The sequence below is a fragment of the Corynebacterium sp. MSK195 genome (genome assembly GCF_030228885.1).
Classification (GTDB): Bacteria; Actinomycetota; Actinomycetes; order Mycobacteriales; family Mycobacteriaceae; genus Corynebacterium.
Genome location: NZ_JASPGT010000003.1, coordinates 229,515 through 243,689 on the forward strand (window position 1 = coordinate 229,515; position 14,175 = coordinate 243,689).

Here is a 14,175-nt window from a genome sequence, read left to right on the forward strand (position 1 = left end):
ATTCCACCCGATAGATGAATAAATTTATCTGAGTGACGGTTGTGTCACTCCAATCGTATTCTGGGAATTACTTAACGTAATCTTATGGTTGGCGGTTTTGAATAACTTAGCGGTTTCCGTGGTTTGAGATATGCCACCTAAATGAAAATCTCTCTCACCGTCGAGGAAAAATGAATCACTCATCTAAGCGTGCTTACACGCCTTTTCGTGAAATTGCGTTCCGTCCTTCACGTATCGCACCGAAACATCTCAGGGTCCACTGCACCGGTTTCAAGCGCCGTCGTCCGCACGAACCTTATGGCTCGGCAACACCTCGTTTCTAATTAAAAACTTATAATCTTCGTTGGATGGTGGGCTAGCTTGAGATCACCATCTCTTAGTTGTATTAGGTCGCCTCATCCAAGATTCCGCGGACTATTTCCGCGATGTGCTTGGCATCGCTTCCTGTTCCCTGCTCAATCTGAGTGCGGCAGGAAAAGCCATCAGCGATGACAACCTTGCCTTCCGTGGCTGCCTTCCTCACCTTCGGGAACAGTTCGCGCTCCCCAGCGCCATGGACACTTCAGCGCGGCCTTTCTCAAAGCCCCAGTTTCCGGCCAGGCCGCAGCAGCTGGTAGCGATCTGTTCCTCGTTGATCCCCAATGCCCGCAGCACGGCAGCAGAATGTTGCGGGTCGCCTAAGGACTTTTCATGGCAATGCACCTATGTCAGCGCGGAGACATCGCCCGGCGCGATGACGCAGGCGGCGACGAATTGCTCAAGGCGCTTGGCAATAAGCTCGCTAAACGAGTGAGTGTTGCGCGCCCGGTGCTTAATCACTGCGCCGTATCTAGGGTCGTCGCAAAGCTCAGCGGCTTCATGTTGCAGCATCACGGTGCATGAGGGCTCCACGCCAATCATAGGAAGCCCGCGGTCCAGGTAGGGCTTCATCACCTTTGCCGTTTGCCGCAGCACGCGATTTACCATGTCGAGCTGCCCAGTCGAGTGCCAGGTCAGGGTGCAGCATACGAACTGTTGCGGTATGACCACCGTATAGCCGATTGCTTCGAGAACCTCCACCGCGGCCATCGCTGGTGAAGTACCCAGTGAGGAGTTGAAGGAATCCGGCCACAGCACGACCGTCTGCTCGTTGTCGGCCAGCGGCGGTACCGTCGCCTTGTCATTGTTGTTCGCGGTGGCGTGCTGCTTGTGCCACTTGCGCAGAGACGCGTGGGTGAAGCGGATGAGCAGGCGGTTCGGGTCGAAGCCGCCCACCTTCGCGATGAGCTCGTCGAGGCCCTTGGTGGACATCGCCTTGTCGATGAGCGCGGGCAGAAACAGAATCTTGTGTGCGATATAGCCCAGCAGCGGCAGCCAGCCCATCACCTAGTGGGCGCCTGGGCACAGCTTGCTTTTGTAATTGTTGTGTAGGAACTCCGCCTTGTACGCCGCCATGTCTACGTTCACCGAGCATTCGGAAACGCACGTCTTGCGGGACAGGCACAGGTCGAGGGCTTCCTCAACCTCTTTGGACTCAAAGCCGCCCTGGATGGACTCGCCGCGGAACATCTCACTGAACATGCGCGCACGTCCACGTGTCGAGTGCATCTCATCGCCGGTCATCTGGAAGGACGGACACATCGAGCCCGTCTCACTGCGGCACGCGGATACACCTACGCACCTATTGATGGCGTTGACCAGCGAGCCCTTGTCCTTACCCAACTTGTACACCGGCGTGAGCCCAAAGCGCCGCTGCCCCGACGCCATGCGCAGCCCCTCAGTCACTGCCTCCGGCTTTACTAGAACGCCCGGGTTGAAGAAGATCTCCGGATCGAAAATCTCCTTGAACTCTTCGAATAGCTCTCGCATCTCCTGCGAGTACATGCGGTCCAGTAACGCCGAGCGTGAGCGGCCATCGCCGTGCTCGCCCAAGAGCGAACCACCATGGGCCGAGACCAACTCCGCTGCCTCATTCATGAAGGATTCGAACTACCCGATGCCCTCCTCCGTGCCGAAGTCGAAGGAGATGCGCACGTGCACGTAGCCCTCGCCGAAGTGACCAAATGGAATACCGCGCAGCTCATGTTTTGCCATCAATGCGTACAAATCCCGCAGGTAGTCCGCCAAGTTTTCCGGTGGAACTGCCGAATCCTCCCAGTTGGGCCAGGCCTCCCCGCCATCGGTCAGGCGCGTCACGATTCCCGCCGCGGCCTGACGGATGCGCCACGGCTCCCGCATTTCTTATTCCTTCGAGCTCGAGGACGGTCCCAAAGCTCGGATATTTCTCGCCTCAGAGAAGTCCACGGACGAGCGCGTAGGACATCTCAAGTTGAAGCGAGATCATGGGTGCTTGATACTGTGCCCGCAGCTTTGAGTTGGTCGTGAACTGCACGGAAGATGTGCACGAAGCTGAGGAATCGTCTGTCCACTGTAGGGAGGTCCCCGAACAAGTACCGGGGAAAATATTACCGCGCTTACCTCATCTGGCTAACCTTCCCACCAATGCTGCTTTTGCTCCTTGGAAAGCCAACCGGCCTTATCATCGCCTACGGAGTCCTGGGCGCTCTGTTTATGCCGTTCTTAGGCCTCACCCTCTTGGTCCTGCTGAATACCAAACACACCCCAAAGCAATGGAGAAACGGCTGGATCGTCAACACCTTGATGGCGGTAATCTCCGTTGCCTTCGTTTACCTTTGCGTTTCCCAATTGGGTGAAATTCTCTAGCCGAGAATTGGTACCTACTTCCCCTGCGGAACTCGCTTCGGCTTGTTCCCTGCCCTGGCGTGCGGGTCGCGGCCGAATGCCCAGGCAATGATGCCGATGAAGGCGATGGCACCGCAGACGGCGAAGGCGAGGGGGAAGCCGGAGGCGTCGGCAAGCAGGCCAATGAGCATGGGGCCCAAGATTTGGCCGAAGTCTCCTGCCATTTGGAAGGTAGATAGCACCTTGCCGCCAGAGCGGTCATTGCCCACAATGTCTCCCACCGCGGCCTGCTGGGAGGGGTTGATAAGCCCGGAAGAGGCGCCGGCGAAGGCGGAGACGAGCAGGAGGAACCACACGCTGGTAGCCATGCCCATGAGCACCATGAAGATGGCCGAACCAAAAAGGCCGATGAGAATAAGTGGCTTGCGGCCGTGGATATCGGACCATTTGCCAGAAAATTGCAAGACGATTGCGTTGCCGGCAGCAAAGACTGCGAGTGCCAGGCCGGAGGCGGCCGCGCCATTGTGGAAGATGGAGGCCGCAAAAAGCGGCAGGACGGATACGCGCACGCCCATGTTGATCCAGCTATGAGCAAAGTTAGAGGTCAGCACCGCGCGGTAGGCGGTATCGACCCAGGCCTCCTGCAGGCGCATGGGTGGCAGCTTATCCTTGCTGGCTTGTTTGTGGTTCACGCGGGGCATTTGCCACCAGACGACGAACGCGGCCAGCGCCACGCCCACGCCGTAGATGAAAAATGGCCAGCGGAACCCCAGGAAGGACAGGCTGGCACCAAGAACGGGGCCGGCGACGTTACCGAGCAGGAAGGCAGTGGCGTAGGTGGCAGAGCACTTGCCGCGAATCGTCGGTGGGGACATGCGCACGATAAGGCCCATAGCCGAGACGGTGAACATGGTCGAGCCAATGCCGGCCAGGGCGCGCAGGGCCACGATGTGCCAGTAGCTTTGCGCAATGGAGACTAGGCCCGTGGTCACCGCGACGGTCATGAGCCCGATGAGGTAGACGCGGCGCGAGCCGACGCGATCCACAAGCGATCCGGACATGGGCGCAAAGATGAGGCGCGAGGCGGCGAAGATGGAGACCACAAGGCCCGCGGCAGCCATGGAGACATCGAAACTCACCACGAACTGCGGAAGCAGCGGGGCGATGAGGCCGTAGCCCAAAGCGATAATAAATGCGGCCGTAACCATGACCCAGATTTCGCGCGGAATCTTGGGCGCTTCCCCGTGTTCTACTTCCCCACTGCGTGTATTCATCATATCGGCTGCAACTCTAATCCTTGGTGCCAGGGAAAGCCATTTGCGGTTTATGTTCGAACAGGCGTTCGCTTTTGCTGGGACTGTGTCCGCGCTGGGGTCTAGTGTGATGGCCATGCACAACGTACAAAAGAAGTCTCCCCAGCCCACCGCAATGAACCTGCCCCAGTCCGCTTCCGAGATTGCGGCAGACTTGCTCTACCACGAATTTGACACCATCAATTCCATCACCGCCATCATGCACCACCCACGCTCCCTGGCGCGCCCTACTCCCACCTGGCGCCCACCAATAAAGCAACTGCCGACGCCCGCCGGTGGACCGGGCGGAGAGTATTGCATGAGCATTACCCGCCACCGCGTGGGTGCGCGCGTGAAGGCCCGCGTGCGCGGCTTTGGGCAAGACCGCATTCCTGCCTATCTGATCACCATCCGCATTACCGAGAACTTTGGTCAGCCGGTAGATCCGGCCGTGGCCGAGGGCTGGGTGCGCACGCTCGTGCCGGCAGAGATGGTTGGTGCAGTCCACGAGGTCTCCCGCGGCCCGAATGCCACTTATGTGTGGCTCGTGGATAGCTCCTATCAGCCGGTCCACTCCCCCGAGTCACTCTTCGCCGGCTTCAGCCAAGCCGCCTAGACGGTCGCTCGCTGTTTTGTTGACTGCGCAGATGCGTCTGGCTCTGCATGCGGGTCAGGCGCGTGCAGCACCTTCCTCATCACCTCGTGGTTGAAGGTCACCGTGTAGTGCCGAGCGATTGCCTTTGGCATAAAGCGCAGGACCAAGCAGGCGATGAGGACGGTAAAAACCTTATCCAAAATGTCCGTGGTAAGTCCCTGCAAGATGATGGCCAGGCGCTCGTCTTGGAAGATCATCTCATAAAACTTAGTGAGGTTATGTGGCCCCTTGCGCGGTCGTCCACTGAAGGAAAAGATGAGCACGTACACGCTCATCACGCCGGAGCCTATGCCCATTCCGAAGCCGGAGAAAATAATCCACGACAGCTTGTTGAATACCCCGCGGCGAGCCAGCAGGCCTACTGCGGCACCGATAAAGATACCCACGGGCGCAAAGGCGAGATCATAGGAAAAGTACACTCCACCCAATACGGTGGTGGTAAGCCCCGTGGCCATGCCGAGCACGGGACCGGCGATGATGGCGACGATGGCGGTGCCGACGGTGTCAAAGAACATCGGCACCTGCGAGCGCACCGTCAACGAGCCCAACAGCAGGTTGATGGAGGCGCCGAAGATGGGATACAAGAGGATGCAGTTAGGCACCAACCCATGCTGTGAGGTATATAGCAGCACCGCAGCCACTAGGAGGAGGACCCAGACGCTGGCGGTCAGGTAGGACTCGAAAGTCACATTTACCGTGGCGTACACCCCAAGGACGGTACAAAACCACGCGGCGAGAGAGAGTGCCACGGCTACTACAACAAGGACGTAGCGCCACGTGGTATCGCGGGTCATTGCCATGGTCTTCTCCTCCTCACACGGCTTGGTTCAGGGCGGATTCCCAGCTGCACGCTAGGATTGCCCTAAAGCCTAATTGGCGGCGCGCGAAAGTAGCAACACAAAAGGGCCTCTAAAACGGAAAAGGCCCAGCCTGGCCGCGGGAGGCGGCGGGGCTGGACTTTCGGAAGGCCGGGATTACTTCTCGTCGGCTGCGGGGGCGGCGGATTCGTCGTCCAGGTCGGCATCGTCGCCGTCGAAATAGTCCTCGTCTTCGTCATCGTCGTCTTCGCCGAAGATATCGTAGACATCGGGCTCTTCGTAGTCTTCGTCATCGAAGGAAACGAGCTGTGCTTCCCAGTCCAGGGCCTGCTCGGAGACGAGGCCTAGGACATCAAAGAGACGATCGAAGTCGGTGTAGGTGCCAAGCTCGAGGGCCTCGGCGGGAACCTCCACGATGGGAACGTCATCAAACTCGGCGTTATCGAAGAGGGCGAGGCGGTCAGCCTCGTCCAGGTCCTCATCCTCTTCGTCCACTTCCCAGGCGAGGGCGACTGCCTCATCCTCCATGTCATCGAGATCGTCTTCGTCGAAGTCGAAGGCAAGGAAGCGCACGATGGCGGACGGAACGCCATCGATGGTTTCCACGAGCACGCGCAACTCCGAGTCATTGGCCACTTCAGCCACGACGAGGTGCGGGTTGAGCTCATCTTGGGCAAATTCTAGTTCCGCGATGCGCTCATCGGTGCCCTCCAGCAGGTCCCGCAGGACGGTGACCACCTGGTCGGTAGCGATGTGGCGGGACACCGCCTCCACGGCGTCATCTACAGAGAAGGCGACGGAGACGAGAACTGCCTCAAATTCCTCATCGTCTTCATCAACATCCGCCGCGGCAATGTAGACGTTCGCGGCGGGAAGAAGCGGATCGATTTCAATAAATTGGATTTCCAGATCAGAGGTGATTGGAACGAACATGACGTCATCGTTGACGCGGGACTCGATGCCCTCGGCATCCAATGCAGAAGCAATATCTTCGAAAAAGCTCATGGTGGTTTAAAATCCATCCTTCGGAAGCAGAGGTTCCCACGGTAGGCAAGCCGCCGCCCGCGGTCACTGTGGAGTCTACCGTTATTCCCACCCGGATGGTTGGAAGCCCAAAGATCTCACCAGCTCCGGGCGCCCACTTCCCCATTCCAACATGTGGTATCCCTCCCAGGCTTGCCGCTTGAGCTCGTGCGGCGCGTGCTCAATATAGGCCTCGGCATCGAAGATCATGGTGGCGCGATGAGTGGACCCGTAGCGTGGCCAGCTCATCTCCGGGCGGCCGCCATGGATGAAGGCAGACCAGTGTTGCTGCATGGTGGCGGTAAGTTCTTCCATCTCCGCACGCGAGCCCCAATTGGTAAGGAAGGACGCGCGCGAGGAGTAAGGGTCACCGAAGACATTGCCCAGCTCCATCGAATGCATGGCTCCTAGGCCCAGCCACTTGAGCACGGCAGAGGCGAAGTCGAAGCGATACATCCACGTGGGTGCCACCTGCGCATGGGCGGTGGCGATGCGGGTGGAGGGTGCCCAAAAGAGGGCGTCGGCAAGCAGGTGCGCAAAGTCCTCCCGGGCCACCGCCCCGTCATAGGCGGCGACGACCTCGGGGGCGTGCTGGGGATCGAAAGAAGCCAGAAGGCGCAAGGCAGCGCGCTCGCGGGAGCTTTGGCGCTGAAAGAGGAATTTGCCAAAACTAGCCTCGTCCGAGTTCGTGCCAATGAGCAGCGGAACCTGGTGCTGATGCCCATTTTCAAAGGCGGCGATGGGGTGTTCTGGAATGAGCTCATCATCCACCGTGGGCGCGTAGCAGGAATTGAGGTGAATGAGCTCGCCGGCCCGCCACATCATGGATTGGCCCGAGCGCACCAGATCGGCAAAGTTTTCCTGGCGCAGGTCCTCCACCGAGGTGCGCCGGGGCAAGGCCATGCGGTGGACCAGCTCGCGTGCCCACAAGGTGGACTGGGCGCGGGAATGGATCATGGCAATCGGCGGGGACTGGGCGATGGCGCGGTGGAAGAGGCCCTCCGCGGCCGGGCTCGTCATGAGGGTGAGAACCGCCGCGCCACCGGCCGACTCGCCCATGAGGGTGACAGAATCTGGGTCGCCGCCAAAGGCCGCAATATTGTCGCGCACCCACTGCAGCGCCAGGATCTGATCGGCCACCGCCGGGTTAGCACAGCAGTCCCCGCCCAGGCTGCGCAGATCCAAATAGCCCAGGGAGTTGAGGCGGAAGTTAATGGATACGTAGACCACGTCCATGCGGGTGGCCAGCTCAAAACCGCGGAGCATGAGCATGTGGGACGAGCCCATAATGAAGCTGCCTCCGTGCAGGTAGACCACCACGGGAAGCTTCTCTTCGGTGCGCGGGCGCACGATGTCGAGGTGCAGGCAGTTCTCGGAGCCGATAATACGGTCGGTCCAGGAATACGTGGGCTGCGGGGCCGGTGGGCCGAACTGGCTGCAATCACGCACGCCATCCCAAGCCGGCGCGGGCTGCGGGGCGCGGAAGCGGTTGTCCCCGGCGGTGGTATCGCCGAAGGGGATGCCGCGCCAAGTGAGCACCGGACCGGCGCTAATGGGGCGATCGGTGCGCAGGTCCTCCTCTATAACGCCGCGCACCCAACCGGAGGTAGTGCGGACGGTGAGCTCATCGGCCAGAGCGTTTTGGGCCTCTTCGTGCGCGCGGCGGGCGCGTTCGCGGGCCTGCTCCGCTTTCAGGCGCGCCGCCGCGGAAGACTCTTCCAGAGGGAAACCCCCGGAATCGCGGTTGTTCTCGTGCGGCGTAACCATACTCACTAGCTTAGGTTGCTTGCACGCCCTCGGCGATCTCAATGCGGCGCGGCGGCGCATAAATAGAGCCTTTACTATGCTGGGCGCAGATAATTTTTAGCAAAAGAGAAGGACACATGGGTTTCTTTACTAAAGACAAAAAGGACAACTCCGCCGAGGTCGACACCATCGATACCTATGACATCGATCCGGAAGATACCAACCGCTTTACCTCTGCCCTGCTCAATTCCCTGGACCGCGCAGTGGCCGTGCAGTCCGGCGTCATCATCAAGTACGTCGAGAACCTAAAGAAGCGCAATAAGGACGCGAGCCCGCAGCAGCTGCAGGAGCTCATTGACAAGCACTTCCTCAATATCACCTCCGGCACCGGTGCGGCCGCCGGTGCTTCCGCTGCCATCCCTGGTGTCGGTTTGGTAACCGGCACAGCTACCATCGCCGGCGAATCCGTGGTCTTCTTGGAGGCGGCCGCGTGGTACATCTTGGCTTCGGCCTACCTGCGTGGCGATGACATCAAGTCCCCCGAGCGCCGCCGCGCCCTTGTACTTTTGGTGCTGACCGGTTCGAAGGGCTCCGCTTTGGTGGATACCTTTGTGGGCGATCTCAATAGCGTGGCGGGCATGCGCTCGGCCGCTAGCCTCTCCCGCTTCTCCGGCCCGACGCTGTCTGGCATCAACGGCCGCCTGACCAAGCTTTTTACCAAGCAAATCACCAAGCGCCTGAAGTGGGCGTGGATCAGCAAGCTCATGCCCATGGGCATCGGCGCCGTGCTGGGCACCACCGCCAACCGCAAGTTGGCCAAGCAGGTCATCGAGCATGCCAGCGAGCAGCTTTCTCCCCTCACCCAAGCCTAGGGGTAGCCGGGAACCACTAAGTGGGGCTATTGATACCCCTAACATAGTGAGTTTAGGGGTATGACCCGTATCATGTAGGCAGACTCTTTGGCGAGCGGCCTATGCGCTTGTCCAAAGGCCGCACTAAAGTCGAATAAACGACCATTTTAAAGCAGAGAAATGAGGCGAATACCTGCCGTGAGCACATCGAATATCTTCGGCCCCAATGCGTGGCTGATAGACGAGCAGTTCCAGCAGTACTCCAAGGACCCTAGCTCCGTAGATAAGGAGTGGCGCGACTACTTCGAGGCAAACGGCGCGCCTAAGTCTAAGGCCCCAGCCAAGGAGGCCGCGAAGAAGCCGTCTAAGCCTGCCGCAAAGAAGACTGAGGGTACCACTACCGCCCGCAAGCAGGAGGCCCGCGAGACTAACGTAGAAAAGTCCGTGGCCAAGGCGCAGGAAAAGACCGCCAAGGCAAAGCAATCCGTAAAGAAGCCCGAGTCCCCGCTCGACCGCATTGCGGACTATAAGGGCGGCGAGGAGCGCCAGCTCAAGGGCATGTTCAAGGCCATTGCGAAGAACATGGAAGAATCCCTGGAGATTCCTACCGCTACCACCGTGCGCGATATGCCGGTCAAGCTCATGTGGGAAAACCGCTCCATGATCAATGACCACCTCAAGCGCACCCGCGGTGGCAAGATCTCCTTTACCCACATCATCGGCTACGCCATGGTTAAGGCCGTACAGCTGCACCCAGACATGAACGTGCGCTACGAGGAAAAGGATGGCAAGCCTTTTGTCATCCAGCCGGAGCACATTAACCTGGGCCTGGCAATTGACCTGCCGCAGAAGGATGGCTCCCGCGCGTTGGTCGTCGCCGCCATTAAGGAGTGCGAGACCAAGTCTTTCTCCGAGTTCGTTGAGGCCTACGAGGACATCGTTACCCGTTCTCGTAAGAACAAGCTCACCATGGATGACTTCTCTGGTGTGACCATTAATCTCACCAACCCAGGCGGCATCGGCACCCGCCACTCCATCGCCCGCCTGACTAAGGGCGCCGGCTCCATCATCGGCGTGGGCTCCATGGATTACCCGGCCGAGTTCGCCGGCGCTTCCGCGGACCGCTTGGCGGACCTGGGTGTCGGCCGCCTGGTTACCCTGACCTCCACCTATGACCACCGCGTCATCCAGGGTGCAGAGTCTGGCGAGTTCTTGCGCACCATTGGCCAGCTGCTTGTCGACGGCGCCTTTTGGGACGACCTCTTCTCCTCCATGGGCGTGCCTTATGAACCGTTCCGTTGGGCACAGGACGTGCCGAACTCCGGCGTGGACAAGAACACCCGCGTCATGCAGCTCATCGAGTCCTACCGCTCCCGCGGCCACCTGCTGGCCGATACCAACCCGCTGGGCTGGGTACAACCGGGCCTGCCTAACCCGGACCACCGCGACCTCGACATCGCGACCCACGGCCTGACCATCTGGGATCTGGACCGCACCTTCAACGTCGGTGGCTTTGGCGGCAAGGAGCAGATGACCCTGCGCGAAGTACTGTCTCGCCTGCGCGCCGCCTACACCCTGAAGGTCGGCTCCGAATACACCCACATCCTGGACCGCGATGAGCGCGGCTGGCTGCAGGATCGCCTAGAGGCGGGCATGCCGAAGCCGACCAACGCGGAACAGAAGTACATCCTGCAGAAGGTCAATGCCGCAGAAGCATTCGAGAACTTCCTGCAGACTAAGTACGTGGGCCAGAAGCGCTTCTCCCTCGAGGGCGCCGAGACCCTCATTCCGCTGCTAGATTCCATCATCGATACCGCCGCCGGCCAGGATCTGGACGAGGTCGTCATCGGCATGCCGCACCGCGGTCGCCTGAACGTCCTGTTCAATATCGTGGGCAAGCCACTGGCCGATATCTTCGGCGAGTTCGACGGCAACTACAAGGGTGGCCAGCTCGGCGGCTCCGGTGACGTGAAGTACCACCTGGGCTCCGAGGGCCACCACCTGCAGATGTTTGGCGATGGCGAAATCAAGGTCACCCTTGCCGCCAACCCATCCCACCTCGAGGCCGTCGATCCGGTCATGGAGGGCATCGCCCGCGCTAAGCAGGACATCTTGGACAAGGGCCCAGAGGGCCACACCGTTGTTCCGGTCATGCTGCATGGCGACGCTTCCTTCACCGGCCTGGGCATTGTTCAGGAGACCATCAACCTGTCCCAGCTGCGCGGCTACACCAACGGCGGCACCGTCCACATCGTGGTCAACAACCAGGTGGGCTTCACCACCACCCCGGACTCCGGCCGCTCTACCCACTACGCCACCGACCTGGCCAAGGGCTTCGACTGCCCGGTCTTCCACGTCAACGGCGATGACCCAGAGGCAGTTGTCTGGGTTGGTCAGATGGCAGCCGAGTACCGCCGCCAGTTTGGCAAGGACGTCTTCATTGACCTCATGGTCTACCGCCTGCGCGGTCACAACGAGGCCGATGACCCGTCCATGACTCAGCCGGAGCTCTACTCCGTCATCGACGAGCACAAGGCAGTGCGCGAGCACTACACCAACGACCTCATCGGCCGTGGTGACCTTTCCGCTGAGGACGCCGAGGCAGCCGCACGCGACTTCCACGACCAGATGGAATCCGTCTTTACCGAGCACAAGGAAGCCGGCAAGGCTCGCCCGAAGGAGCAGACCGGCATCACCTCCTCCCAGGAGCTCACCCGCGGCCTGGATACCTCCATCACCGCCGAGGAACTCGCCGAGCTGGGTGCCGCTTATGGCAACCCACCAGAGGACTTCGAGTACCACAAGCGCGTGGGCAAGGTAGCCAAGGAGCGCGAGAAGTCCTCCCGTGAGGGCGGCATCGACTGGGGCTGGGGCGAGCTCATCGCCTTCGGTTCCCTGGCCGGTGAGGGCAAGGTTGTCCGCCTGGCTGGTGAGGATTCCCGTCGCGGTACCTTCACCCAGCGCCACGCCGTCACCTTCGACCCGCGCAACGGCAACGAGTACAACCCGATGCACGCCATCGCCACCTCCAAGGGCAACGGTGGCAAGTTCATGGTTTATAACTCCGCTCTGACCGAGTTCGCCGGCATGGGCTTCGAGTACGGCTACACAGTAGGCAACCCAGACGCCCTTGTGGCCTGGGAAGCACAGTTCGGTGACTTCGCGAACGGCGCCCAGACCATTATCGACGAGTACATCTCCTCCGGTGAGGCCAAGTGGGGCCAGCTGTCCAGCCTGGTACTCCTCCTGCCACACGGCTACGAGGGCCAGGGCCCGGACCACTCATCCGCCCGCATCGAGCGCTACCTGCAACTGTGCGCTGAGGGTTCCATGACCGTGGCTCAGCCTTCCACCCCGGCTAACCACTTCCACCTGCTGCGCCGTCAGGCCCTCGGTGAGATGAAGCGCCCGCTGGTCGTCTTCACCCCGAAGTCCATGCTGCGCAACAAGGCGGCCACCTCTGCTGTGGAAGACTTCACCGAGGTCAAGCGCTTCCAGTCCGTTATCAATGACCCGAACTTCGTTGATATCAACGGCAAGAAGGTCGGCGATACCGACAAGGTCAAGACCATCATGCTGGTCTCCGGCAAGCTGTACTGGGATCTGGAGAAGAAGCGCGAGGCCGACGGCCGCGATGACATCGCCATCGTCCGCGTGGAGATGCTCCACCCGATTCCGTTCAACCGCCTGCGCGAGGCATTCGAGGCTTACCCGAATGCCACCCAGGTCCGCTTCGTTCAGGACGAGCCGGCCAACCAGGGCCCATGGCCGTTCTACAACGAGCACCTGCGCACCCTGATTCCGGATATGCCGGAGCTGGTTCGCGTTTCCCGCCGCGCACAGTCCTCGACTGCCACCGGTAACGCCAAGGTGCACCAGATTGAGCAGAAGAACCTGCTGGAAGAGGCCTTCGACATCTAGTCGCCTCTGCCCCGTTTAAACCCCAGTGAGGACCTCCTCACTGGGGTTTATTCACGGCGGCGCCAGCACTTATAGTGCTTCTGCGCTGGTTTCTGCGAGAGCACTCCCTCGGCGTTCTTGCTCTCTCATGTCCGTTCTCATCTCCCATTCCTTCGCGCTCACCAGCGGAACCCTATTGACTTGACGGTCGCTTTCCCATGAGCGCAAAGGGAGCGGGTTAAGAATTAGCGCGCTTACTCGATATGTCCAATCGTGTCGCGAATGCTTTTCGCTCAAACCCGGGAAAGGTCGGTATTCACAAACCCATAATGGTTCCATATCGAGTCACACGTGTCCTTGAGGGTCAACTCCTGTGGAGGTGTTGGTCTGCCGGTTGCTAACCATCAGGAGCTCCAAGTTGCCAACAAGCCCGGGAAACTCACACAAACCTGCCAACAGTCAAATATTAAGAACCAGTGAGATTCGACCCGCCGGAAGAATCGGAGTCGCCCTCTTCATGGGCGATGTCGACGCCGGAGGAATTCATCCAGGAGCGCACGACCTTCTCCGCGCTGGTGTCGTCGGCTTCTACCTCTTCGGCCATGTCAGAGAGATCTTTTTGGGTAATGAACTTAGTCAGCGAGGCCACAGCCTGGCGCTCTTCACGGTCGAAAAGATCGTCTTGAAAGAGCACCACAAAATTCTCTGGCAATTCGGGCTCGGCGTCCTCGCAGCCGCTGGCACCGGAAGGCTCGACCGTGGAGGTATCCGTGGGCAAGCTCGACATGAGCGCAATGTGGGTGCGGGCCAGGTAGTCCTCGCCGCCGGGCTCGGAGGCTTTCTGTGCCTTTTTGTAATCCTTAGAAATCGCCCGCGCCTCACCGGGATTGAGGATATTAAGGAACGCGCCGGTGCAGCCCACATAGAAATTGCCGCCCGGGTTCATGGAACGCCCACCCTTGGTCTCTTGGAAGATGTCTTCCTTCACAATGGACGCCTCGCGGCCCTGCCCCATCAGCTCCTGGCGGAAGATTTCCGCAAGGACAAGCTGGTCGGTCTCATTGGTATCCACCAAAATGCCAATGGGCTCGCTCTGGGGACTCTCGGCAAAGGGGTTGGTATCGAACTGGGAAGAGCAGCCGGAAAGCAGCGTTGCTGTCAACACCACACCGGCAACGGCGCGGGCGGGGCGGGTAAAGCTGCGCATA

Annotated in this window: 8 protein-coding genes and 2 pseudogenes; 4 read left to right on the top strand and 6 right to left on the bottom strand. The window is 60.1% G+C overall.

Going from position 1 to position 14,175, the window contains the following annotated elements:
* Positions 1–385 precede the first annotated feature (385 nt).
* A pseudogene (locus QP909_RS04605) lies at positions 386–2,220 on the bottom strand (FAD-binding and (Fe-S)-binding domain-containing protein); the annotation flags it as partial.
* A gap of 193 nt (positions 2,221–2,413) precedes the next feature.
* On the opposite strand from QP909_RS04605, the pseudogene QP909_RS04610 reads away from it, so the two are divergent.
* Positions 2,414–2,703 (top strand): annotated as a pseudogene (locus tag QP909_RS04610) (divalent metal cation transporter); the annotation flags it as partial.
* A gap of 14 nt (positions 2,704–2,717) precedes the next feature.
* Here the strand turns inward: QP909_RS04610 and QP909_RS04615 are convergent.
* A complete protein-coding gene (locus tag QP909_RS04615; protein ID WP_284766325.1) occupies positions 2,718–3,959 on the bottom strand; it encodes an MFS transporter in 1,242 nt (413 codons plus the stop codon).
* Between the two features lie 112 nt (positions 3,960–4,071).
* Between QP909_RS04615 and QP909_RS04620 the strand changes: the two genes are divergently transcribed.
* Positions 4,072–4,590, top strand: a complete 519-nt coding sequence (locus QP909_RS04620) for a hypothetical protein (RefSeq protein WP_284766326.1) — start codon at positions 4,072–4,074, stop codon at positions 4,588–4,590.
* Here the strand turns inward: QP909_RS04620 and QP909_RS04625 are convergent.
* From QP909_RS04625 to QP909_RS04635, 3 genes are all read right to left on the bottom strand, one after another.
* Positions 4,587–5,429: a hypothetical protein gene (locus QP909_RS04625; protein WP_284766327.1), complete on the bottom strand. Its 843-nt coding sequence runs from the start codon at positions 5,427–5,429 to the stop codon at positions 4,587–4,589. The two genes, QP909_RS04620 and QP909_RS04625, sit on opposite strands and share 4 nt — an antisense overlap.
* Positions 5,430–5,603: 174 nt before the next feature.
* The gene (locus QP909_RS04630; protein ID WP_284766328.1) at positions 5,604–6,452 is read right to left on the bottom strand and encodes a DNA primase; all 849 of its coding nucleotides are present in this window, start codon (positions 6,450–6,452) and stop codon (positions 5,604–5,606) included.
* Between the two features lie 81 nt (positions 6,453–6,533).
* Positions 6,534–8,237: a carboxylesterase/lipase family protein gene (locus QP909_RS04635; RefSeq protein WP_284766329.1), complete on the bottom strand. Its 1,704-nt coding sequence runs from the start codon at positions 8,235–8,237 to the stop codon at positions 6,534–6,536.
* Positions 8,238–8,353: 116 nt separating this feature from the next.
* Here QP909_RS04635 and QP909_RS04640 point away from each other — a divergent pair, with 116 nt between their 5' ends.
* Both QP909_RS04640 and QP909_RS04645 read left to right on the top strand, forming a co-directional pair.
* Positions 8,354–9,088, top strand: a complete 735-nt coding sequence (locus QP909_RS04640; protein ID WP_284766330.1) for a hypothetical protein — start codon at positions 8,354–8,356, stop codon at positions 9,086–9,088.
* Between the two features lie 177 nt (positions 9,089–9,265).
* On the top strand, positions 9,266–12,988 hold the full coding sequence (locus QP909_RS04645) for a multifunctional oxoglutarate decarboxylase/oxoglutarate dehydrogenase thiamine pyrophosphate-binding subunit/dihydrolipoyllysine-residue succinyltransferase subunit (protein WP_502868562.1): 3,723 nt from the start codon (positions 9,266–9,268) through the stop codon (positions 12,986–12,988).
* A gap of 445 nt (positions 12,989–13,433) precedes the next feature.
* Here QP909_RS04645 and QP909_RS04650 read toward each other — a convergent pair whose 3' ends face one another.
* Complete coding sequence (locus QP909_RS04650) at positions 13,434–14,174, bottom strand: hypothetical protein (protein WP_284766332.1); 741 nt, start codon at positions 14,172–14,174, stop codon at positions 13,434–13,436.
* Between the last annotated feature and the right edge of the window lies 1 nt (position 14,175).

What these genes read in the sequence shown, in the direction of transcription:
- QP909_RS04615 (WP_284766325.1), bottom strand. Translation starts at nt 3,959, where the DNA reads ATGATGAATACACGCAGTGGGGAAGTAGAACACGGGGAAGCGCCCAAG.
- QP909_RS04620 (WP_284766326.1), top strand. Translation starts at nt 4,072, where the DNA reads ATGCACAACGTACAAAAGAAGTCTCCCCAGCCCACCGCAATGAACCTG.
- QP909_RS04625 (WP_284766327.1), bottom strand. Translation starts at nt 5,429, where the DNA reads ATGGCAATGACCCGCGATACCACGTGGCGCTACGTCCTTGTTGTAGTA.
- QP909_RS04630 (WP_284766328.1), bottom strand. Translation starts at nt 6,452, where the DNA reads ATGAGCTTTTTCGAAGATATTGCTTCTGCATTGGATGCCGAGGGCATC.
- QP909_RS04635 (WP_284766329.1), bottom strand. Translation starts at nt 8,237, where the DNA reads ATGGTTACGCCGCACGAGAACAACCGCGATTCCGGGGGTTTCCCTCTG.
- QP909_RS04640 (WP_284766330.1), top strand. Translation starts at nt 8,354, where the DNA reads ATGGGTTTCTTTACTAAAGACAAAAAGGACAACTCCGCCGAGGTCGAC.
- QP909_RS04650 (WP_284766332.1), bottom strand. Translation starts at nt 14,174, where the DNA reads ATGCGCAGCTTTACCCGCCCCGCCCGCGCCGTTGCCGGTGTGGTGTTG.